The organism is Streptomyces xiaopingdaonensis (assembly GCF_000262345.1).
Lineage (GTDB): Bacteria > Actinomycetota > Actinomycetes > Streptomycetales > Streptomycetaceae > Streptomyces > Streptomyces xiaopingdaonensis.
Genome location: NZ_AJTQ01000037.1, coordinates 37,595 through 59,651, shown reverse-complemented (window position 1 = coordinate 59,651; position 22,057 = coordinate 37,595). Strand labels below are relative to the sequence as shown.

The 22,057-nt window shown below is 72.8% G+C and carries 14 protein-coding genes and 1 riboswitch; of the genes, 6 read left to right on the top strand and 8 right to left on the bottom strand.

What is annotated here, in order from left to right:
- Positions 1–29 precede the first annotated feature (29 nt).
- From UWG_RS0102455 to UWG_RS0102440, 4 genes are all read right to left on the bottom strand, one after another.
- A complete protein-coding gene (locus tag UWG_RS0102455) occupies positions 30–923 on the bottom strand; it encodes a geranyl diphosphate 2-C-methyltransferase (RefSeq protein ID WP_086022482.1) in 894 nt (297 codons plus the stop codon).
- A gap of 5 nt (positions 924–928) precedes the next feature.
- Complete coding sequence (locus UWG_RS0102450) at positions 929–2,164, bottom strand: family 2 encapsulin nanocompartment cargo protein terpene cyclase (protein ID WP_016905619.1); 1,236 nt, start codon at positions 2,162–2,164, stop codon at positions 929–931.
- A gap of 74 nt (positions 2,165–2,238) precedes the next feature.
- Positions 2,239–3,648: a family 2B encapsulin nanocompartment shell protein gene (locus tag UWG_RS0102445; protein WP_029391098.1), complete on the bottom strand. Its 1,410-nt coding sequence runs from the start codon at positions 3,646–3,648 to the stop codon at positions 2,239–2,241.
- Positions 3,649–4,029: 381 nt separating this feature from the next.
- Positions 4,030–5,766 (bottom strand): ABC transporter substrate-binding protein, encoded by a 1,737-nt coding sequence (locus UWG_RS0102440; protein ID WP_016905617.1) that lies wholly within the window; start codon positions 5,764–5,766, stop codon positions 4,030–4,032.
- 234 nt (positions 5,767–6,000) lie between these two features.
- On the opposite strand from UWG_RS0102440, the gene UWG_RS0102435 reads away from it, so the two are divergent.
- From UWG_RS0102435 to UWG_RS0102420, 4 genes are read left to right on the top strand one after another with little or no spacing between them, the layout of a single operon-like run.
- Positions 6,001–8,007, top strand: a complete 2,007-nt coding sequence (locus UWG_RS0102435) for a hydantoinase/oxoprolinase family protein (protein WP_016905616.1) — start codon at positions 6,001–6,003, stop codon at positions 8,005–8,007.
- Positions 8,008–8,010: 3 nt separating this feature from the next.
- Entirely contained in the window at positions 8,011–9,648 is a 1,638-nt protein-coding gene (locus UWG_RS29345; protein WP_016905615.1) for a hydantoinase B/oxoprolinase family protein, read from the top strand.
- Between the two features lie 59 nt (positions 9,649–9,707).
- Positions 9,708–11,033: an MFS transporter gene (locus UWG_RS0102425; RefSeq protein ID WP_016905614.1), complete on the top strand. Its 1,326-nt coding sequence runs from the start codon at positions 9,708–9,710 to the stop codon at positions 11,031–11,033.
- Positions 11,034–11,063: 30 nt separating this feature from the next.
- The gene (locus UWG_RS0102420) at positions 11,064–12,461 is read left to right on the top strand and encodes an NAD(P)/FAD-dependent oxidoreductase (protein WP_016905613.1); all 1,398 of its coding nucleotides are present in this window, start codon (positions 11,064–11,066) and stop codon (positions 12,459–12,461) included.
- Between the two features lie 76 nt (positions 12,462–12,537).
- Here UWG_RS0102420 and UWG_RS0102415 read toward each other — a convergent pair whose 3' ends face one another.
- Positions 12,538–13,902 carry an aspartate aminotransferase family protein gene (locus tag UWG_RS0102415; protein ID WP_016905612.1) on the bottom strand — a complete coding sequence of 455 codons (1,365 nt, stop codon included), beginning with the start codon at positions 13,900–13,902 and terminating at the stop codon, positions 12,538–12,540.
- A 20-nt stretch (positions 13,903–13,922) separates the two neighbouring features.
- A complete protein-coding gene (locus UWG_RS0102410; protein ID WP_016905611.1) occupies positions 13,923–15,428 on the bottom strand; it encodes a CoA-acylating methylmalonate-semialdehyde dehydrogenase in 1,506 nt (501 codons plus the stop codon).
- 117 nt (positions 15,429–15,545) lie between these two features.
- Between UWG_RS0102410 and UWG_RS0102405 the strand changes: the two genes are divergently transcribed.
- The gene (locus UWG_RS0102405) at positions 15,546–17,162 is read left to right on the top strand and encodes a PucR family transcriptional regulator (protein WP_016905610.1); all 1,617 of its coding nucleotides are present in this window, start codon (positions 15,546–15,548) and stop codon (positions 17,160–17,162) included.
- Positions 17,163–17,191: 29 nt separating this feature from the next.
- On the opposite strand, the gene UWG_RS0102400 is transcribed toward UWG_RS0102405, so the two are convergent.
- Positions 17,192–17,851, bottom strand: coding sequence for a DUF309 domain-containing protein (locus UWG_RS0102400; protein ID WP_016905609.1), 660 nt, complete (start codon positions 17,849–17,851; stop codon positions 17,192–17,194).
- Between the two features lie 212 nt (positions 17,852–18,063).
- A riboswitch (cobalamin riboswitch) is annotated at positions 18,064–18,286 on the top strand.
- Between the two features lie 161 nt (positions 18,287–18,447).
- Here UWG_RS0102400 and metE point away from each other — a divergent pair.
- Positions 18,448–20,772 (top strand): 5-methyltetrahydropteroyltriglutamate--homocysteine S-methyltransferase, encoded by a 2,325-nt coding sequence (gene metE / locus UWG_RS0102395; RefSeq protein WP_016905608.1) that lies wholly within the window; start codon positions 18,448–18,450, stop codon positions 20,770–20,772.
- 163 nt (positions 20,773–20,935) lie between these two features.
- On the opposite strand, the gene UWG_RS0102390 is transcribed toward metE, so the two are convergent.
- Entirely contained in the window at positions 20,936–21,940 is a 1,005-nt protein-coding gene (locus tag UWG_RS0102390; RefSeq protein ID WP_016905607.1) for a LacI family DNA-binding transcriptional regulator, read from the bottom strand.
- Between the last annotated feature and the right edge of the window lie 117 nt (positions 21,941–22,057).

The window sequence follows — 22,057 nt, the reverse complement described above, 5'->3', positions numbered from 1 at the left end:
CCCCGCGGGGCGCTCCACCCGGTGACGCCTCAGACGCGGTCGGCCGCGATCAGGACGTACTGGAAGGAGCCGTCTTTGTAGGAGTTGAGGAACGCCTCCTCGATGCCGGTGACGAGCGAGGAGGTCGCCCGCAGCTCCCAGTACGGCACCGTCGCCGGCGTGAGGTCGACGACGGCCTGCGGCACGAGGCGGTTGTCGGCCATGGCGCGCAGGTACTCGCGGCGGGAGTGGATGTTGCACTCGAAGTGCGCGTTGATCTGGGAGACCCACTTGGAGGGCTGGCCGTAGCGCGGGTTCCAGCAGCCGGTGACGGTGGTGTACCGACCGCCGACCCTGAGCACGCGGGCGTGCTCGGCGAAGAGGTCGTCGAGGTCGACGTACATCGTCGACTCGTTGTTCCACGACGCCGCGGCCTCTCCCGCCTCGAACGGCATCTGGAGCATGTTGCAGACGCGGGCGCGGACGGAGTCCTCGATGCCGAGCTCGCGGGCGCGCCGGTTGGCGAAGTCGGCCTGCTTCGCCGAGAGCGTCACGCCCTCGACGTCGCATCCGAACCGCTGGTGTGCCATGACCATCGAGCCGCCGCGACCGCAGCCGGCGTCGACGAGCGTGTCGTCCCGCCCGACGGAACCCAGGTGGTCGAGGAGGAGTTCGGCCTGGGCCGACTCCAGACGGTGGAGCTCGGCGATCAGCTTCTTCTCGTGCTCGCTGTCCTCCGCGTCGCCGAGCGCCGCGTGGTCGACCTCGCCGATGCCGTAGTGGTGGTGGTAGAGGCCGTCGACGTCGCCGAGCCGCAGGTTCACCGGCCTCGCCTCGCTGTCCCAGTAGCGGGCGATGTCGCCCTGGTAGGGGGTGGCGGGAGAGGGGATGAAAACGGAGCTGCTGGCGGAGGTGAGGTCGGTGCCGGTCACAGATGAATCCATTCGTCTTACCAGAAGTCGGGCAGGCTGTAGCGGTAGGTGTTGGTCCGGTGCCAGTAGTGGTTGCCGTCGACCCACGCGGCGACGCCGCGGAGGAAACGCTGCACGCTCGGGACGGGGCAGGCCGCGGCGAGCGCGGCCGCCTCGGCCTCGAAGCCGTGCATGAGGTCGTTGTGGATTTCGATCGCCTTCAGGTAGCCCTCCCGTGCGGAGACACCCTCACGCGCGGCGATCACGACGGGCAGGTTCAAGTGCGTGCCGGGGGCCGCGAGTTCCTTGGTGTACGAGTACAGGTCGTTGACGAGGGTGGTCGCGTTCCCCGCGAGGGCGATGACCCGCTGCATGGCGGGGAGGGCGTGCAGGTCGGCCGGGAGCTCGTAGCCGCCCACGGTGTCGGTGATGGTCGGGCAGGGGCGGAAGTTGTTGAACTGGCGCATCGCCAGGTACTCCCAGACCTCCGGCACGTGGTCCGTCTGCGCCCAGGCGGCCTCGGCGAGGTACCCCATGTGGAGTCGGGCCATGTCGTGCCGGTAGCGGTCGGCCTGGGAGGGTGCCGCCGTCACGAGGAAGTACTCCATCGCCGAGCGGTAGGCACGTCGGGGGGCGTCGCAGGAGAGCGACTCCGTCCACTGCTGCTGGTACTCCTTCGTGGTGTGGAGGGGGTCGAGCGCGGTGTGCGCCAGCAGAAGACGTCCGCCGAGCCCGACGGGAGAGCCGCCGTGGTCCTCGCAGTAGCAGTCGTCGACGGCGTTCTCCGCGACCATGAGGCGCGTGGCGAGCATCAGATGGTCGACGTCGGGGGCGTCGGGGTGGCAGGCGACCATGTAGCGCCCCACGGAGAAGCCGTCGAACTCCTCCTCCCAGTCGTCCGGGTAGAGGTCGACCTCTTCCACCGCCCAGGACTTGATCCTGCGGCTCACCTCCTCCACCCGCACGGGGTCGGGTTCCGGCACCGGGTGGTGGTAGAGGCCGGGAACCGGCGTGCCTTCCGCCGGGGCGGGCGGCTCCGGCGGCGCCGGGGGCTCCTCGCGCTGCGCGAGGTGCAGGCTCGACGTGCCCAGGCCGCTGGGGCCGCGCAGGATGCGCGCCAACCGGCCGCCGGTCGCCCCCGCTTCGGCGCCCTGGTCAGCGGGCGACGGTGCGGGAGGTCGCCGCTCGGCGGCCGCGGCACGGGCGTCGGCGCCGAGGTGGGAGGCAGCCGCGGGCAGGCTCGACTGCGCGGGGGAAAGCTCAGGGTCGGGCATCCCTGTCTCCATCGTGGGTGGGTGGCTGCCCCGGACCCGGGCGCGCTCGGCCGGCCCGGGGTCGGCGTGGGCTGCTAGGACCTGCGGGCGATCTGGACGTTCTCCAGAACACCGAGCGCGTCCGGCACGAGGACGGCGGCGGAGTAGTAGACGGTGACGAGGTAGGACATGACGGCCTTGTCGTCGATGCCCATGAAGCGCACGGACAGACCCGGCTCGTACTCCTCCGGCAGTCCCGTCTGGTGGAGACCGACGACACCCTGGTTGTCCTCGCCGGTGCGCATGACGAGGACCGAGCTCGTGTTCTGCTCGGTGACGGGGATCTTGTTGCAGGGCAGGATCGGCACCCCGCGCCAGGCCGGGACCTGCTGCCCGCCGAGGTCGACGTGGTTCGGGTAGAGCCCGCGGGCGTTGAACTCGCGCCCGATCGCCGCGATCGCCTTGGGGTGGGCGAGGAAGAACTGGGAGCCGCGCCGGCGGGAGAGCAGCTCGTCGAGGTCGTCCGGGGTGGGCGGGCCCGAGTGGGTCTGGATGCGCTGCTTGAAGTCGGCGTTGTGGAGCAGGCCGAACTCGCGGTTGTTGATGAGCTCGTGCTCCTGGCGCTCGCGCAGCGCCTCGATGGTGAGCCGGAGCTGTTCCTCCGTCTGGTTCATCGGGCCGTTGTAGAGGTCGGCGACCCTGGTGTGGACGCGGAGGATCGTCTGCTCCACGGAGAGCTCGTACTCGCGAGGGTTGAGCTCGTAGTCGACGAAGGTGCTGGGGAGTTCGGGCTCGCCCGTGTGGCCTGCCGACATCGCGATCTCGGCCTCGCCGTGCCGGTTCTGCCGCTGGCGCGGGATCGTGTTGAACCGCTCGACGTGCGCCTGGAGTTCGGGCGCCGAGTCGAGCACGGCGGCGAAGTCGGCCCGGGAGAGGGTGAGCAGGGTGCCGGAGGTCTCGGCTGTCGCGGTGTGGTCCCAGCGGGTCTCCGGGTCGAGGAGGGCCTGCTCGCCGAATCGGTCGCCGTCCGCGAGGACGGAGACGGCGACCTCGTCCCCGTACTTGCCGAGGGAGGTCCGGCTGATACGGCCGTGCGCGACGAGGTGGAGGTGCTCGGCGCGGGTCCCGCGCTCGGCGAGCGTCTCGCCCGCACGGAAGTCGCGCTGGACGCACCGCTCGGCGAGGGCCTTCAGCACCTCCTCGTCCTCGAAGCCGCGCAGCAGGGCGAGTTCGCCGAGCTCCCGCGGGATCACGCGTACGTCGGCGCCGTCCTGCACGAACTCCACGCGCCCGTCGCCGACGGTGTAGCTCAGCCGGCGGTTCACGCGGTAGGTCCCGCCCTTGGTCTCCACCCAGGGAAGCGTCCGCAGCAGCCAGCGGGAGGTGATCTCCTGCATCTGCGGCGCGGACTTGGTCGTCGTGGCGAGATTGCGAGCAGCCGACGTGCTCAGGCTGGACTGCGGAGGCGTCTCCGCCTGTGCTTCCGGGCTGCTGTCAACAGTCATCGAGCGCATTCTCCTTCGCAGGGCCGGTGGTCGGCGCACGCGCGAACCACTGGAAAAGAGGAAATAGAGCGGTAAAGATCCGGGAACCCGTCCAGATCCGAGGGAACAGTAACGGCCGCCGCCCCCACCGAGCCCAGAGAAGCGGAAGGCATTCACTCGATACGATGATCTCGCCCGCACAGATTTGCCGGGCCTAGTGAGCACGGGGCGCTTGGTGTTCCCATATGAGGCGGCAACACGGCGCCGTCCAGTGGGAGTTGCCGCACAGGCGCGCCCCTGCCCTTTTACCGGACAGGCCCGCAACGGAGTTGTCGGAGGCGATCGAGAGGGGTCAGCTCCGGCCGACGTCGCACCGTCGGTGCGCCGTCCCGCACCCGCGGGTCATGCCTCCCGCAACCAGGGCGGCAACCGGAACGCCGCCCGCGCGTAGGGCGCCGGGTGGACAGGGCGGCTGACACCGCCCTGGACCTGGTAGACCAGCGGTGCCTGGGCGAGGGAGGGGTCCGGGTTCTCGTCGGGGTAGGCGGCGTTGGTCTGGCCCTGGGCGCCGAGGAAGTAGGCGCCGTTGACGCCGCGGTGCACGAGGTGGCGGAGCGCCGTGACGGTCTCGTCGGGTCGGCCCGGGTGCTGGGCCGTGCTCCAGGCGCGCGCGAGGATGTGCAACTGGTCGTAGCCGGCGCCCGCGAGGCCGTGGCCCGGCGCGCTGCCGTGCAGGCGCGTGTACGCCCGGGCGAAGGCCGCGCCCTTCGCGTCGCCGTACCGTCCGGTGACGCTCGCCCACACCACGCCCTCGGCAGCCGGGCCCGCGTCCGCGAGGTAGACGGGGTTGGACGGGGTGTAGACGTTGTAGATCAGCGTGGGCGCAGGGTCGGCCGCGAACGCGCGCTGGAACGCGGCCATTTCGGCCGGTGGATGGTTTCCGAGCAGCAGCGCCCCGGGCGAGGTGCGCCGCAGCAGCGCGAGGACCTGGGACCAGTCGTCGTACGGCGCCTCGGTCCGGAGTCGGAACTCGACGTGCCAGCCCGCCGCCTCGACGAGCTCGGCACCGCCGCCCGGGAGGATCTCGCTGTCGGTGAGCGCGGGCTCGACGATCCCGACGGTGCGCTTCTCCGGGCGCCAAACCCTCGCAGCGGCGGCCTCGTCGGCGAAGTGGAGGAATCCGCGCAGGTAGTTGCTGCGACGGGGGCCCGCCTGGAAGACATTGCCGAAGCGGGAGGGTTCCGAGTCGACCCAGGCCGCCTGGAGGTCGCTGCTGCCCACGTTGAGGTACGGAATCCCGTACTCGGCCGTGCGCTCGTAGCTGGGCCGCTCGTCGACGAGCAGGTAGGCGCCGACCAGGGCCGCGAGGTCGCCGTCGCCGGCGGCGTCGAAGGCCGCGTCGATCGAGTCCGCGTCCTGGTTGTCCAGCGCGAAGGTCTCCAGTCGGAGGCGCCGCCCGGAGAGGCCGCCGAGCGTGTTCAGCTCGGCCACGGCGAGTTCGGCGCCGCGGCGCAGCTCCAGGCCGTCGGTGCCGTAGTCGCCGAGCAGGGGCGCCATCAGGCCGACGGTGAGGGGCTTGAGCGCGTAGGAGCGGATGGTGCGGGGCGCACCGGCGAAGCGCGGCAGCCGCTCCTGGCCGCGGTCGAGCGCGTCGAGCATCCCGACGGTCAGTGCGGAGAGCTCCGCGCACCCGGCAGGCACGGGCAGCCGCAACAGCCCGCTGTCCACGGCGAAGGCGGCAGCGGCGCTGCGGCTCGGCTGGCCGAGCTTGTCGAGGAGCGCCTCGACCTGCTTGCCCACGGTGCGCGGGCTCGTCCCGAGGTAGTGCGCGACCGCGGTGTTGGTCAGGCCGCCGGCGAGGAGGGTGAGCACGTCCAACTCGCGTGCCGTCAGCCCGTACGGCGGTCCGCCGGTGCGGACGGCGACGGTGACCGAGGCGTCCTCGCCGTCCACCGGGGGCGGCACCGCCAGGTCGACGTGGGCCCACTCCCCTTCGTCGCCGATCCACACGAAGGACACCGAGGCGCGCCCGGTGGCGGGCATCAGGGCTGCCCAGCGCCGGACGCGGTCGCAGAGGACGAGGTCGCAGCCGTTCACGTCCAGCCGCTCGTAGGTGCCGCCCGGGTCCAGCCTGGCCACGCCGGGGCGGCTGCCCCGGGCACTCCCCGTTTCCCGCCGCGTCGGCCTCGGCGTGCCGTTGCCCATGTCAGCGCCTCCCTCGTCCACGTGGCTCCGACACCCGCCGGGCTGCGCCGACCTGCTCTGTCCATGGGGGGAACGACGTATTTCGGCGCATCGTCGGCCATGGGAACGTCCCGTTTCAAGCCCGGAATTGCTTCCGAGCTCTCACACAGAGTCAGCGAAAGGGGTCTCATGCGCATCGGTGTCGAATGCGGCGGCACCTTCACCGACGTCGTCGTCCTCGACGAAGACGGGGCGTTGCGGGCGACGACGAAGGTCTTCTCGACGCCGCAGGACCCCGCGCACGCGGTGATCGAGGCGCTGGAGAGCCTGCCGCCCGAACTGCGGGAGGACGCGGCGCTGTTGCACGGCAGCACCGTCGCGACCAACGCGCTCCTCGAGCGGCGCGGTCCGCGGCTCGGGCTGCTGGTCACCCGTGGCTTCCGCGACCTGCTCGCACTGCAGCGCCAGGACCGCGACCGGATGTACGACCTGCGCTACGTGAAACCCGCGCCGCTCGTCCCCCGCCACCTCGTCCGGGAGGTCGACGAGCGGATCACGTCCGACGGGGAGGTGGCGCGGGAGTTGGACGAGGCGAGCGTCCTGAGCGCCGTCAAGGAACTCCTCGCCGAGGGCGCGGAAGCCATCGCCGTGTGCCTGTTGCACTCCTACGGCAACCCGGCCCACGAGCGGCGCGTGGCCGAGCTCGTCGCCGCGGTCGATTCCGCGCTCCCGGTCTCCCTCTCGTGCGCCGTGGCCCGCGAGTTCCGCGAGTACGAGCGGGCCAGCACCACCGCCGTCGACGCCTTCGTACGGCCTGCCGTCGCCGGGTACCTCTCGCGGATCGCGGCCGAGGGCGCCCGGTGCGGGATCACGGATTTGCAGGTGATGCAGTCCAACGGCGGCGCGGTACCGGTGCCCGTCGTCACCGGCCGGCCCGTGACGATGCTGCTGTCCGGGCCCGCGGCGGGGGTCAGCGGTGCCGTCGCCGTGGCCGCGTCGGCCGGACTCCGCGACATCGTCACCATGGACATGGGCGGGACCAGCACGGACGTCGCGCTCATCGAGGACGGCGCTCCGCAGCTCACCCCGGAGGTGACGGTGGACGGCCTGCCGATCCGCGTCCCCATGGTGGACATCACCACCGTGGGCGCCGGCGGCGGAAGCATCGTCGGGGTGGACAGCGGGGGCCTGCTGACGGTCGGTCCGCGGAGCGCGGGCGCGAGTCCGGGGCCCGCCTGCTACGGGCGCGGCGGCACGGCCGCCACCGTCACGGACGCCGACGCCGTCCTCGGGCTGCTCGGTCCGCGGCCCCGGCTCGCCGGCCGCTTCCCGCTCGACCTCGACGCCGCGGCGGCGGCCTTCGCCGGCCCCGCTGACGACCTCGGCGTCGGCGTCGGGGAGGCAGCGTGGTCGGCGTACCAGCTCGCCAACGTCGCCATGGCCGGCGCCATCCGGGTGGCCTCGGTCGAACGCGGCCACGACCCGCGGGGGTTGACGCTCCTCGCCTACGGCGGAGCCGGGCCGGTGCACGCAGCCGGCGTCGCCGACGAACTGGGCATGCGCCGCGTCCTCGTGGCGCCGTACCCGGGGTTGGCGTCCGCCTACGGGCTGCTCGTCGCGGGCTTCCGGCGCGAGTTCGCGCGTACGGTGCTGGCTCCGGCCGAAGGGCTCGACGACGCGCACCTGGGCGCCGTCATGTCCGCGGTCACCGGCGAGGCGCACGCCGAACTCGCCGAGCAGGGGGTCGACTCGACGGCGACGCGGGACACCTGGAGCGTCGACATGCGGTATGCGGGTCAGGGCTTCGAGCTGTCCGTACCGCTCCCGGAGAGCGGCCCGGGGCTCCTCGAGCGGCTGGTCGTCGACTTCCACGCACTGCACGCGAAGCGCTTCGGGCACGCAGAGCCGGGCGCGCCGGTGCAGGTGGTCACGTTGCGGCTGAGTGTCAGCACGCCGCGGCCCCCGGTGGCGCTGCCCTCGGTCGCAGCCGGCGGCGAGGGTGCGGCGGAGACCTGCACCGTTCTGGAGGGCGGCTCGCCCACCGAGGCCGTGGCCCTGCCGCGGGAGACGCTCGCGCCCGGCGCGAGCCTCGCCGGGCCCGCGGTGCTGACGGACGAGTCCTCCACGACGTTCGTCCCCAGCGGCTGGTCGGCCTCGGTCGACCCCGCGACCAACCTCGTCCTCACCAGGAGCTGACCCATGGCACTCGACCCGTCCCGCCTGGGACTGATCCAGGCCGCCTACTCGTCCCTCACCCGCGAGATGGCGACCGACCTGCGCCGTGCTGCCTTCTCCTCCATCGTCCGGGAGGCCCGCGACTACTCGGTGGCGCTCACGGACGCGCGCGGCGAGGTCATCGACCAGGCGGAGTGCATCCCCATCATGACGGCGGGGATCTCCTTCGCGCTGCGCGGGCTCACCGAGGCGGTCGACCCGGCCACGCTCACCGAGGACGACGCGCTGCTGATGAACGACCCGTTCAGCGGCGGCCAACACCTCCAGGACATCTACCTGTTCACGCCGGTCTTCCTCGACGGCAGGCTGGCGGCCTTCGCGGCGAGCGTGGCCCACCACGTCGACATCGGGGGCGGCAGCCCAGGGCTCAACGCCACCGCCACCGAGATCTACCAGGAAGGCCTGCGGCTTCCGCTGAGCCGCTTCTCCGTCTCGCGGGACTGGGGGCGCGGCGGTTTCGCGGAGGAGATGGTGCGCGCCAACGTCCGGGTGCCCGAGTTGGTGATCGGCGACCTCAACGCCCAGTTCGCGGCGAACCGGACGGCCGCCACCCGGCTCGCCGAGGCCGCCGAGCGCTTCACCACCGCCGACTGCCTGGCGGCGATGGAGGAGCTCAAGGACTACGCCGAGCGCCGGACCCGCTCCGCTCTCGGCCGGGTTCCCGACGGCGTGTACGAGTCGGTGCAGAGCCTCGACGCCGCACCGTGGGGCGGCACGACGGCCGAGGTCCGCGCCCGGATCACCGTCTCCGGCGATGAGCTGCACATCGACTTCACCGGAACCGACGGGCAGATCGAGGGCAACGTCAACTGCCCCTTCGCCTCCACCGTTTCGTCCGCGATCAGCGCCGTGCGCTGCCTGCTCGACGAGCCGGACATCCCCTTCAACGAGGGCTGCAACCGTCCGATCACCGTCCACGCCCCGCTCGGGAGCATCCTCAACCCGCGCCCGCCGGCCGCCGTCCGCAGCCGGCTCACCCCGGCCAGCCGGGTCTTCAACGCCGTCATCGAGGCGCTCGGTCCGCAGGTACCCGAGCGTGCGGCCGCCACGGGCTTCGACACGACGACGGCGTTCACCGTCAGCCATCTCGAACGCGCCACGGGCACCTACCAGGTGGTGCTGGAGATCCTCGGCGGCGGCTGGGGCGCCTGCGCGGCGCACGACGGAGCCGACGCGCTCGACAACCCCGTCTCCAACTGCGCCAACTCCCCCGTGGAGGCACTGGAGTCGGAGTACTCGCACTTCCGCGTCGTCGAGTACGCCCTCCACGAGGACTCGGGCGGCGCCGGCAGGCACCGCGGGGGCACCGGCATCCGCCGCACCTACGAGGCGGTGGCCGACGGCGTCGACATCGCCGGCTACGCCGACCGCCACCGCAGCGGGGCGCCCGGAGCGGACGGCGGGGAGGCAGGCGGCACCGGCGCCTTCACCGTCACCAGGGCCGACGGCGGCGTCGAGCAACTGCCGGTCGTCTTCCACGAGAAGCTGCGCGCGGGGGACCGCATCAGCGTCGTCACCGGCGGCGGCGGAGGCCACGGCTCTCCTGCGGAGCGCGGCGCCCGGAGCGCGGAACGCGACCGGCACGACGGCATCGCCACCTGAGCACTGCGGGACGGACCCGCGCCCCTCCCCCGTACCGCCTCGTTCCCAGGAGCACGTCCATGCGCAACGGAAGCGGCCACGCGGCCGCCCCCTCCACCTCACGGCTGGCCTCGGCCCAGATCATCGGCACCACCATCGAGTGGTACGACTTCTTCATCTACGGCACCGCGTCGGCGCTCGTGTTCAACCGCGTCTTCTTCCCCGAACTGTCGCCGCTCATCGGCACGCTGCTCTCGCTGGCGACCTTCGCCGCCGGGTTCCTCGCCAGGCCCTTCGGCGCGATCGTCTTCGGCCACTTCGGCGACCGCATCGGGCGCAAGCGCACCCTCGTCGTCACTCTGCTGCTGATGGGAGGCGCCACCGTGGCCGTCGGCCTCCTCCCCTCGTACGCCATGGTCGGTGCCACCGCGCCCGTGCTGCTCCTGCTGCTGCGCATCGTGCAGGGCATGGCCGTCGGCGGGGAGTGGGGCGGCGCCGCGCTCATCGGCATCGAGCACGCGGCGCCGCGGCGCAGGACGCTCTTCGGCGCCTTCGCCCAACTCGGTTCGCCGCTCGGCCTGTTGCTCGCGACGCTCGTCTTCCTCGTGGTCACCACCGGGTCCGACGGCTGGCTGCAGAGCTGGGGCTGGCGTATCCCCTTCCTCGCGTCGGTGCTGCTGATCCCCGTCGGGCTGGTGATCCGCCAGAAGATCCACGAGTCCCCCGACTTCGCCGCGAAGAACGTGCAGGCGCCCGCCTCCCTGCCGGTGGCCGCCGTGCTGCGGCAGGACTGGCGGCGCGTCCTCGTCGGTGTCGGCGCCTTCTCCGGCGTCTTCGTCACCTACTACCTGCTGACCACCTTCACGCTTGTCTACGCCACCGAGACCCTGGGCATGAGCACGTCGCTCACTCTGCCCACCAACCTGGTCGCCGCCGTCAGCGAGGGGCTGTTCGTCCTCGTCGGTGCGCTTCTGGCGCCGCGCTTCGGCGCCCGGAGGGTGGCCGCCGTCTCGGCCGTCGGCCTCCTGGTGTGGGCGTTCCCCGCGTTCGCCCTCGTCGGCACGGAGCGGAGTCTGCTGCTGTACGCGGGCGTCGCCGTCAGCATGGCGTTCGTCGGCGCCGCCTACGGCGTCCTCGCTGCGGAGGTCGCGCTGCTCTTCAGCCCCGAGGTCCGCTACACAGGCGCCTCCCTGTGCTACGGAGTCGCCGGCTCCATCGGCGGCATCACCCCCAGCATCTCGACGTACCTGCTCGACCGGACGGGCTCGACCACTTCGGTCGCCCTGCTCACCGCCGTCATCGCCGCGCTCATGGCGGGCGCGTGCTTCGCGCTTCCGCGCGGGGGCGCCGAAGGACCGGCAGCCGCACCTGAGCAGCCGGCCGCGAGCGGTACGCACGCGCTCTGACCCACGCTCACCACACCCCGGAGCCCTTCCATGTCCGATCCCGCACCGCCCCGTCACGCACAGGAAAACGGCAACGTCTCCTTCTGGTTCGCACAGACCGGCTTCCCCCCGCGCCGTCCCCCTTTGCAGGGTCCCACCAGCGCCGACGTCTGCGTGGTGGGCGCCGGTTACACGGGCCTGTGGACGGCGTACCACCTCAAGAAGGCGAGGCCCGACTGGGACGTCGTCGTCCTGGAGCGCGAGTTCGCCGGCTTCGGCGCCTCGGGACGCAACGGCGGCTGGCTCTCGGGCAAGATCCCCGGGTCCCCTGCCCGCTTCGCGAAGGAGCGCGGCAGATCGGCCGTGCTGCGCTTCCAGGCGCTCATGAACGCGGAGGTCGACGAGGTCCTCGCGGCCATGGAGCACGAGGGCATCGAGGCGGACGCGGTCAGGAGCGGCTACCTGCGGGTGGCGCACGCGCCCGCACAACTGGAGCGCCTGCGCGCCTCGGTCGAGCACGACAGGCACTGGGGCCACGAGGACGAAGTGCTGCTCACCGCGGACGAGTTGGCCGAGCGGATCAACGTCGCCGGCGGGCTCGCCGCCGCGTTCAACCCGCACTGCGCCCGCGTCCACCCGGCGAAGCTGGTCACAGGGCTCGCCGCCGCCGTCACCCGGCTCGGCGTGCGGCTCCACGAGTCGACCCCCGTCACCCGGATCGCACCGCGCACCGCCTCCACCCCCTTCGGAGACGTACACGCGCGGTACGTACTGCGGTGCACCGAGGGCTACACCGCCGGGCTGCCGGGCGAGCGCCGCACGTGGCTGGCGATGAACTCGTCCATGATCGTCACCGAGCCGCTGCCGCACGCGGTGTGGGAGAACCTCGGTTGGGCGGGGCACGAGCTCTTCAGCGACCAGACGCACGCCTACCTCTACGGCCAGCGCACCGCCGACGGCCGTATCGCGCTGGGCGGCAGGGGCGTCCCGTACCGCTTCGGCTCACGAGTCGAAACGCGCGGCGCCACCAGCCCCGCCACCGTCGCCTCTCTCGGCGCGACCCTCGCCAGGCTCTTCCCCTCGGCCGCCGGCAGCGCCCTCGCGCACGCGTGGTCCGGCGTTCTCGCGGTGCCACGCGACTGGTGCCCCTCCGTCCACCTGGAGCGGTCCGACGGACTCGGCTGGGCCGGCGGTTACACGGGCCAGGGCGTCACCGCCTCGCACCTCGCCGCGCGGACCCTCACCGACCTCGTCCTCGGCGAGGAGACCGAACGCACGCGGCTGCCCTGGACCGAGCACACCTCCCGCCGCTGGGAGCCGGAACCGGCCAGGTGGCTCGGGGTCCGCGGAATGTACGCCGCCTACCGTGCCGCCGACCGCCAGGAGTCGGCGGGGCGCAGCAGCACCTCCCCGCTGGCACACGTCGCCGACGCGATCTCGGGAACGTGATCCGCCGCGGCGCGAACTCCGGCCGCGGCGGCGGGGGTTGCTGCCGAACCCGGGGTCGGCGGCAACCCCGGAGCGCCTAGACGCCCGCCACCGTCCGGTCCACCCGGTCGAGCACGCCGTCGAGGATTTCCAGACCCTCGCGCGCCTCCGTCTCGCTGACCGTGCACGGTGGGACGGCGTGGAGGCGGTGGGAGTTGGCGAACGGCAGCAGGCCGAGCGACTTGGCCGTCGCCACCGCCTCCGCCATGAGCGGGCTGCTTCCGCCGGTCGGCGCCACCTGCTCCCGCGTCCCGCGGTCCCGCACCAGCTCCATCGCCCAGAATACGCCGAGGCCGCGGACCTCCCCGACGCTCGGATGCCGTTCGGCGAGACGTGCGAGGCCCGGCCCGAGCACGTCCTCGCCGATTCGGCGCGCGTGGTCGACGATGCCGTCCCTCTCCATCACGGTCATCGCCGCGACCGCCGACGCGCAGGCGAGCGGGTGGCCCGAGTACGTCAGGCCACCGGGGTAGGGGCGGTGGGCGAAGTACTCGCCAGTGCGCGGCCCGAGGACGACGCCGCCCAGCGGGACGTAGCCCGAGTTGACGCCCTTGGCGAAGGTGAGCAGGTCCGGGACGACGCCCTCGGTCGCGCTGTGGAACCACGCTCCGGTGCGCCCGAACCCGGTCATCACCTCGTCGACGATGAGCATGATCCCGTGCCGGTCGCAGAGTTCGCGGACGCCGCTCAGGTAGCCGGGAGGCGGCACCATGATGCCGGCCGTGCCGGGGATGGCCTCCAGCAGCACGGCGGCGATCGTCTGCGGGCCCTCCAACTCGATGACCTGTTCGAGGTGGGCGAGGGCCGCCGCGCACTCCTCCTCTTCCGTCGTGGCCCGGAAGGCGCTGCGGTAGAGGTACGGGCCGAGGAAGTGCACGGTGCCGGCACGGCCGTCGTCGTTGGCCCAACGCCGCGGGTCGCCGGTGAGGTTGATCGCCTGCTCGGTGCCGCCGTGGTAGGAGTGGTACCGGCTGAGCACCTTCGGCCGCCCCGTGACGAGGCGGGCCATGCGTACGGCGTGCTCGTTGGCGTCGGCGCCTCCGTTGGTGAAGAAGACCTGGTCCAGGTCGCCGGGAGCGTGCTCGGCGACGAGCCTCGCCGCCTCCGAGCGCTGGTCGTTGGCGTGCTGCGGGGCGACGGTGGCGAGTCGGTGTGCCTGCGCCGCGATGGCCTCCACGACCTCCGGGTGCTGGTGGCCGATGTTGGTGTTGACCAACTGCGAGGAGAAGTCGAGGAGCCGGTTGCCCTCGCCGTCCCACACGTACGAGCCCTCGGCCCGCGTGATCACCATGGGGGCGATCTCGGCCTGGGCCGACCAGGAGTGGAAGACGTGGCGTCGGTCGAGCGCGTAGGTGCGCGCCGCGGAAGTGGTGGTCTCGCGGGCGGAGTCGGCGATCGTCATGGGCGTCTCCTTACGGGAGTTCAGGCGTTCTGCGGAAAGCCGAGGTTGATGCCGCCGTGGCTCGGGTCGGGCCAGCGACTCGTGACGGCCTTGGCGCGGGTGAAGAAGTACACCCCTTCCACTCCGTGCGCATGGGTGTCGCCGAAGAGGGAGCTCTTCCAACCGCCGAAGCTGTAGTAGGCCATCGGCACGGGGATGGGCACGTTGATGCCGACCATGCCGACCTCCACCTCGTTGCGGAACCGCCGCGCCGCGCCGCCGTCGTTGGTGAAGATCGCCGTTCCGTTGCCGTAGGGGCTGGCGTTGATCAGCTCCAGGGCCTCGTCGTAGGTGTCGACCCGCAGCACGGAGAGGACGGGGCCGAAGATCTCGTCCGTGTAGCAGCTCATGCCGACGCCGACGCCGTCGAGGAGCGTGGGGCCGAGCCAGAAGCCGCCGTCCCCGCCGTCGGGCCGCACGGTCCTGCCGTCGACGACGACCTCCGCGCCGTCCATCTCCGCCTGCTCGACGTAGGAGGCGACCCGGTCGCGGTGGGCCGCCGTCACCAGGGGCCCCATGTCGCAGCCGCGGGTGCCGTCTCCGGTGCGCAGGGCCGCCGCGCGTTCCGCGATCTTTGCGACGAGTTCGTCCCCGACGCCTCCTACCGCGACCACGGCGGATATCGCCATGCACCGCTCGCCGGCCGAGCCGAAGCCGGCGTTCACCATCGCGTCGGCCGCCACGTCGAGGTCGGCGTCGGGCAGGACGAGCGCGTGGTTCTTCGCGCCGCCGAGCGCCTGGACGCGCTTGCCGTTCGCGGTGCCGCGGGCGTAGACGTGCTGGGCGACGGGGGTGGAGCCGACGAAGCTGACCGCCTTGACCGAGGGGTCGTCGAGGAGCGCGTCCACCGCGGTCGCGTCGCCCTGCAGTACGTTGAAGACACCGTCGGGCAGGCCCGCCTCGGCCCACAGCCGAGCGAGCCACAGCGCGGACGAGGGGTCCTTCTCGCTGGGCTTGAGCACCACGGTGTTCCCGGCCGCGATGGCGAGCGGGAAGAACCACATCGGCACCATCGCCGGGAAGTTGAACGGCGAGATGACGCCGACGACGCCGAGCGGCTGGCGCACCGAGAAGGCGTCGACGCCGGTGGAGGCGTTCTCGGTGAAGCCGCCCTTGAGCAGGTGCGGCATACCGCAGGCGAACTCCACGACCTCCTGTCCCCGCGTCACCTCCCCCAGCGCGTCCGACAGCACCTTGCCGTGTTCGCTGGTGATGATCTCGGCGAGCTCCTGCTTCCGCTCGTTCAGCAGCTCACGGAAGCGGAAGAGGACGGCGGTCCGCCGGGCGAGGGAGGCGTCGCGCCAGGCCGGGAAGGCGGCCTTGGCCGACCGGATCACCGCGTGCGCGTCCTGGGAAGTGGCCAGCAGGACCCGGCCCGTGACCTGTCCGGTGGCCGGATCGGTCACCGGCGCCGTACGGTCGCCCGCGCCGGTGTACGGCGCGTTGTCGGCCCAGTGCGCGAGGCGAGGCTGTCCTGTCTCTGTCACGGATGCTCCTGGTTCGTACGAGGGTCGGTGGTGCGGCGGCGGCCGCCCCGGACGAGGCTTCCAGAACCCCGAGCGACGGGCTGTAAAAGGAGGCGCTGCGTTCTTTACACTGCGTCGGTGATCCCTTCCGTCCGCGAAGTACTGGGGCTGCCCGTCGTGGCCGCGGGGGCGCCCCGTGTCGTCAGCGGTTCTACCCATCTCGACCGGCGCGTGCGGTGGGTGCACATCAGCGAATCCGCCGACCTGACGGACCTGTTGGAGGGCGGCGAGCTCGTCCTGACGACGGGGTTGCCGCTCGCCGGCGGCCCGCAAGAGGCCGCCCGCTACCTGCGGATGCTCGCGGAGCAGCGGGTGGCGGGGCTCGTCGTCGAGCTGGGGACGCGGTTGCGGGAGCTGCCGGGACAACTCGGCCCATTGGCCGACTCCTTGGAGCTGCCCGTGGCCATACTGGCGGACGAGATCCGTTTCGTCGAGGTCACCCAGCAGGTGCACCGGCTCATCGTCGCCGACCGCTACGAGGAGCTGGAGTTCGCGCGCACCGCGCACGAAGCCTTCACCTCGCTCAACATCGCCCGCGCCTCGACCGCGGACATCGTCGCCCGCGCCTCCCAGCTCCTCGGCGCCCCTCTCGTCCTGGAGGACCTCAACCACCGCGTGCTCGCGTCCTGTTCGGCCGGGCTCTCCACGGCACGCCTCCTCGACCAGTGGCCCGAGCGCTCCCGGCTCGACCACGGGCGCACTTCGGGAGAGCGGTGGACGACGGTCCCGGTCGGCTTCGGCGACGAGCGCTGGGGCCGCCTCGTCCTGCCGGAACCCGGTGCGGCGTCCGAACGCGGAGCGGCGAGGGCGCGCATGGTGCTGGAGCGCGCCGCCCAGTCGCTCCAACTCCACCGCATGCTCCAGCGCGAGCAGGACGCCCTCGTCCTCCAGGCGCTCGGTGGCCTGCTCGACGACCTCGTGGGCGGACGCGTCACCGACGGCTCCGAGGCGTCGGCCCGCGCCGGTGCGCTCGGCCTCGCGCCCGGAGCGCACTACGTCCCGCTGGTGGCGCGGATGCCCGTGCGGACGGACACGGATGCGCTGGGCCAGGGCGAGGCGGACCGACGGCTGCTGGCCTCGGTACGCCAGGCCGTCGCCGCCAGGGGGCACACCGCGCTCGTCTCCCTGCGGCGGGCCGGCACCGTGGCGCTCGTCCTCTCCTGCTCCACGGCCGACGCGGTGGAGGCCGCGCTGGAGGGCGTGTGCACGGGCGTGGAGGAGCAGTTGGCCGGGCGCGCGTACGGCAGGGCGCGGTGGGTCGCCGGGACGGCAGCGGCCTCGGCCGACCTGGTGGCCGCGGCGCGCGGGCTCCGGGAGGCGGAGCACGTCGCCGACGTCGCGCTCTCCCTGCCCAGCAGCGGCAAACGGCTGCACCGCTCGGCCGACGTACGCCTTCGCGGCCTGATGGCGCTGCTCCGCAGCGACCACCGCGTCCAGGCGTTCGCCGAGGCCGAGATCGGCACGCTCCTCGACCACGACGCACGCACCGGCCACCGCACCCTGGAGCTGCTCCGCACCTACCTGGAGTGCTCGGGCTCGAAGACGCTCACCGCCCGGCGGACCGGCCTGAGCAGGCCGACGCTCTACAGCAGGCTGCGCACCGTGGAGCGCATTCTGGGGGTCTCGCTGGAGTCGGCCGAGTCCCGGGCCTCGCTGTACGCGGCGCTCATGGTGGTGGACGCGAAGGCGGACTGACGCGCCCGTTCGTCACCTCACCGCCCGCCTCACCTGCTCGTCAGCCGGGGCGGCGACGCGAGGTCGCGGGCGGGGTCGTCCGCGGCCCGGCGCGCCCAGGCGACGAGAGCGGCGGTGTCGATGTCGTGCGGCGGGGTGCCGAACGCGGCGAGGCCGTCGGCGGCCCGCTGGAGGAGGGAGGCGGCGCCTGAGGTGTTGCCGCGGGCGGCGTGGGTGAGGCCGACGGCGAACTGGGCGAGTGCCCGCCACAGGCCGCGCTCGCTCTCGGGCCCCGTCTTCCAGGCGTCCTCGAGGACTTCGTGCGCATGGAAGGGCATGCCGGCGTCGATGAGGCGCTGCGCCTCGACGAGCGTCTCCTCCGGGGCGCGGACGACGCCTTCGGGGGCGCGGGCCACACCGGGAGAGCCGTAGGGCAGGGGACGGCCAAGACCGTCACGGGGGCGGGCGTTCCGTGCCCGGCCCGTCGCCGGGTCGCGATCCCGCCGGCGGGCGCGGGGCGCGGCAGGGGAAGGCGCGGCTCCGTCCGCGGTCTCCTCCACCGGCCCGGCAGCAGACCGGAGTTCGACCTCCGGTGCGGTGGAGCAGCGGGGGCAGGGCCCGTCGGGTGCGTCGCGGACGGCGCCGCACTCCGGGCAGACCAGACCGGCCCAGCAGGCCGGGTCCCCGCCCTCGGGACGGTACTCGCTCACTGGCTCCTCCCACCGTGTCGTGCCTCTCCCCGAAAGCCTACGGGCAGGGTGCGACAGGGAGCACGGCGGAGGCCGTACGGGTCCGTCGACGAGCCCCGGACCGATGTCGTGGCCGTCAACGCCCGCGTACGAGCGGCCCGTCGGGGTGCGGGACCGACCCGTTGCCGTCGTGGCGGAGCCGGGGGCACTACACAGGCACGGCGATCTGTGGCTACGCTGGACGCGCAACAGGTTCGCCCCCCGTCAGCCGGACGGGAGGCGTCGAAAGAGGGAACCCGGTGCGAGTCCGGGACTGCCCCGCAGCGGTGAGTGGGAACGACCGCCGTCATACGCACTGGGTCTCAAGGCCCGGGAAGCGACGGCCAGTAGGAACCCGCCGGGAAACCGGCAGGTGCGCCCGCGAGTCCGAAGACCTGCCCGTTGCCCGCATGCGCGGATGCGCGTGCGGTACATCCCGGTGACCTCGAGGGCGGGTCGGCGCACACAGCGGAGGCGGGCAGGCGCATGCCGCGCGCCGGAGTCCCTCCGCCGTTCGTCACCTTCGCGCTCTCGTCCCGATCCGGGGTTCGACGAGACATCTCGCGAAGGAGATCTCCGTGACAGCGAAGTCCGCAGCCGCGGCAGCACGGGCCACCGTGTACGGCTACCCCCGCCAAGGCCCCGACCGGGAGCTGAAGAAGGCGATCGAGGGCTACTGGAAGGGCCGCATCACCGCAGACGTCCTCCGGCAGACCGCCGCCGACCTCCGCAGGCACAACTGGCGGCAGCTCGTGGAGACCGGTGTCGACGAGGTGCCGACCGGCGACTTCTCGTACTACGACCACGTGCTGGACACCAGCGTCATGGTCGGCGCCGTGCCCGCGCGTCACCGGGCGGCCGTCGAGGCGGACGCCCTCGACGGGTACTTCGCCATGGCCCGCGGTACGCAGCAGGTGGCACCGCTGGAGATGACGAAGTGGTTCGACACCAACTACCACTACCTCGTCCCCGAGTTGGGCCCCGACACCGTCTTCGCCGCCGACTCGACGAAGCAGGTCGCCGAGTTGCGGGAGGCGCTCTCGCTCGGCGTCGCCGCCCGACCGGTGCTGGTCGGCCCCGTCACCTACCTGCTGCTGGCGAAGCCGGCGCCCGGTGTCGACCCCGCGTTCCAGCCGCTCTCGCTGCTGCAGCGGCTGCTGCCCGTCTACGCCGAAATCCTGGGCGACCTGCGCGCGGCGGGCGCCGAGTGGGTACAGCTCGACGAGCCCGCGCTCGTCCAGGACCGTGCGCCGGAGGAGCTCGACGCCGTCGCCGGCGCCTACCGCGCGCTCGGCGACCTCGACGACCGTCCGAAGCTCCTCGTGGCGTCGTACTTCGACCGGCTCGGCGACGCGCTCCCCGTGCTGGCGAAGAGCCCCGTCGACGGACTCGCGATGGACTTCACCGAATCGGCCGCGGCCAACCTCGACGCGCTGGCGTCCGTCGGGGGGCTGCCGGGCAAGCGGCTCGTGGCCGGCGTCGTCAACGGACGCAACGTCTGGATCAACGACCTGGAGAGGTCGCTCTCCACCCTCGGCACCCTGCTAGCCCTCGCCGACCGGGTCGACGTCGCCGCCTCCTCCTCCCTGCTGCACGTCCCGCTCGACGTCCGGGCCGAGCGGCACATCGACGCCGAGGTGCTGCGCTGGCTGGCCTTCGCACGGCAGAAGTCCGCGGAGATCGTCACGCTCGCCAGGGGACTCTCCCGGGGGACCGACGCGATCGCCTCCGAACTCGTCGCGAACCGTGCGGCGTTGGCCTCCCGCGCCGCCTCCTCGCTCACCCACGTCCCGCAGGTGCGCTCCCGCGCCGCCGCGGTCACCGACTCCGACACGCACCGCGCGGAGACGTACGCCGAGCGCACCGAGGCGCAGCGGAAGCACCTGGGGCTGCCGCTGCTGCCGACCACCACCATCGGCTCCTTCCCGCAGACCGCCAAGCTGCGCACCGCCCGCGCCGACCTGCGCAAGAAGCGGATCGACGAGGCGACCTACGAGGAGACGATCCAGGCCGAGATCCGCGACGTCCTCGCCTTCCAGGAAGAGGCGGGGATCGACGTCCTCGTGCACGGCGAGCCCGAACGCAACGACATGGTGCAGTACTTCGCCGAGCAGCTCGCCGGGTACCTGGCGACCCAGCACGGCTGGGTCCAGTCCTACGGCACCCGGTACGTCCGCCCGCCGATCCTCGCCGGCGACCTCGCCCGCCCGGAGCCGATGACGGTGCGCTGGACGCGGTACGCGCAGTCGCTCACCGAGCGCCCGGTCAAGGGCATGCTCACCGGGCCCGTCACCATGCTCGCGTGGTCGTTCGTCCGCGACGACCAGCCGCTCGCCGACACCGCGCGGCAGGTGGCCCTCGCCCTGCGCGACGAGGTGAACGACCTGGAGGCGGCCGGGACTTCGGTGATCCAGGTGGACGAGCCCGCGCTGCGCGAGACCCTTCCCCTGCGCGCCGACGACCGCGACGCGTACCTCGCCTGGGCCACCGAGGCGTTCCGCCTCAGCACGGGCGGGGTCGGCGCGGCCACCCAGATCCACACCCATATGTGCTACGCCGAGTTCGGCGACATCGTCCAGGCGATCGACGACATCGACGCCGACGTCATCAGCCTGGAAGCCGCCCGCTCCCACATGCAGGTGGCGCACGAACTCGCCGGCCACGGCTACCCGCGCGAGGCCGGCCCTGGCGTGTACGACATCCACTCACCCCGCGTCCCCAGCGCGGAGGAGGCAACCGCCCTGCTGCGCAAGGGACTCGAGGCGATCCCCGCCGAACGCCTGTGGGTCAACCCCGACTGCGGCCTGAAGACCCGCGGTTGGCCGGAGACCCGTGCGTCGCTGGAGAACCTCGTCACCGCAGCCCGCACGGTACGGAAGGAACTCCCCGACCGCACCGTGTGATCCGACCCGTGCCCGGGGGCCGGCCGGCAGGTGGCCTTGCCGACCTCCCCCGGGCACGTCCGGCGCACGTCGGGGCGACTCGCGCCGGTCGGAGGCGAGTTGGCCGCCGTCTGCTTCGGCGGACGGTTGCCCGCCGCCCCCGACGTCCCTGCGAGCCGCCGTCTCATCCGCCCGGAGGGTGCGCGGTGCTCTCCCGCACCACCAGCCGGGGCACCGGGACGCCGGCCGTGCGCGCGGGGGCGCCGTCGAGCAGCCTGGTGAGCTCCTCGGCGGCGACGCGGCCGAGCGCGAGCGGGTCGCGGGCGAGGGCGGTGAGCCACGGGTGGACCATCCGGCACAGCACGGAGTCCTCCCACGAGACGATGGAGAGCCGTGCGGGCACGGGAAGTCGGCGTTCGGCGGCAGCGGCGACGCCGGCGGCGGCGAGCACGTCGTTGTCGTACACGACGGCCGTGGGCGGATCGGGCTCGTCGAGCAGGCGGCGCGTCACGGCGGCGCCCTCGGCGTCCGAGTAGTCGGTGGTGAGCGAGCGGACGTGCGGCAGGTCCAGCCGCTCGGCCTCGCTCCGCAGGGAGGCCATCCGGCGCTGGGTGTGCGCGAGTTCGGGAAGACCGGCGACGTGCGTGATCCGCTGGTGCCCGAGGGCGTGCAGGTACTCCGCCACGGAGGCCATCGCGCCGGCGTCGTCGATCCACACCGAGGAGAGGCCCTGGCGCGACTCGGTACCTCCGACGACGACGCCCGGCAGCCCCAGCGAGGCGAGCACGTCGGGGCGCGGGTCCTCGGCACGCGGGTCCACGAGGAGCACCCCGTCGACCCGGTGCTCCGCCCACCAGTGCTCGTACATCGCGCACTCGGCCGCGACGTCCTCCACCACCTGGAAGAGCAGGCCGAGTCGGCGCTCCGCCAGGACCTGCTGGACGCCCGAGACGAGTTGCAGGAAGAAGGGTTCGACACCCAGGGTGCGCGCCGGCCTCGCCAGGACGAGGCCGACCGTCGCGGCCCCCTCGCCGGAGAGGGCCCTCGCCGCGGTGCTCGGGCGCCACCCCAACTCTTCGGCCACCGACCGCACTCGCTCGCGGGTCGACTCGGAGACGCCGGGGCGCCCGTTGAGCGCGAAGGACACCGCGCTCTCCGAGACGCCTGCGCGCTCGGCGACGTCCTTCATGGTCGCCCTGCGCCGCGACACGGAGCGCCGCGGAGCGGGCCGGCCGCCCTGGGGCGACCCCGCGCCCCCGGAAGGCTTCGACGGCATGCAGAACCACTCTCCGCTGCAACTGGCTAA

What these genes read in the sequence shown, in the direction of transcription:
- UWG_RS29345 (WP_016905615.1), top strand. Translation starts at nt 8,011, where the DNA reads ATGGCACTCGACCCGTCCCGCCTGGGACTGATCCAGGCCGCCTACTCG.
- UWG_RS0102450 (WP_016905619.1), bottom strand. Translation starts at nt 2,164, where the DNA reads ATGCCCGACCCTGAGCTTTCCCCCGCGCAGTCGAGCCTGCCCGCGGCT.
- UWG_RS0102455 (WP_086022482.1), bottom strand. Translation starts at nt 923, where the DNA reads ATGGATTCATCTGTGACCGGCACCGACCTCACCTCCGCCAGCAGCTCC.
- UWG_RS0102390 (WP_016905607.1), bottom strand. Translation starts at nt 21,940, where the DNA reads ATGAAGGACGTCGCCGAGCGCGCAGGCGTCTCGGAGAGCGCGGTGTCC.
- UWG_RS0102425 (WP_016905614.1), top strand. Translation starts at nt 9,708, where the DNA reads ATGCGCAACGGAAGCGGCCACGCGGCCGCCCCCTCCACCTCACGGCTG.
- UWG_RS0102415 (WP_016905612.1), bottom strand. Translation starts at nt 13,902, where the DNA reads ATGACGATCGCCGACTCCGCCCGCGAGACCACCACTTCCGCGGCGCGC.
- UWG_RS0102445 (WP_029391098.1), bottom strand. Translation starts at nt 3,648, where the DNA reads ATGACTGTTGACAGCAGCCCGGAAGCACAGGCGGAGACGCCTCCGCAG.
- UWG_RS0102435 (WP_016905616.1), top strand. Translation starts at nt 6,001, where the DNA reads ATGCGCATCGGTGTCGAATGCGGCGGCACCTTCACCGACGTCGTCGTC.
- UWG_RS0102420 (WP_016905613.1), top strand. Translation starts at nt 11,064, where the DNA reads ATGTCCGATCCCGCACCGCCCCGTCACGCACAGGAAAACGGCAACGTC.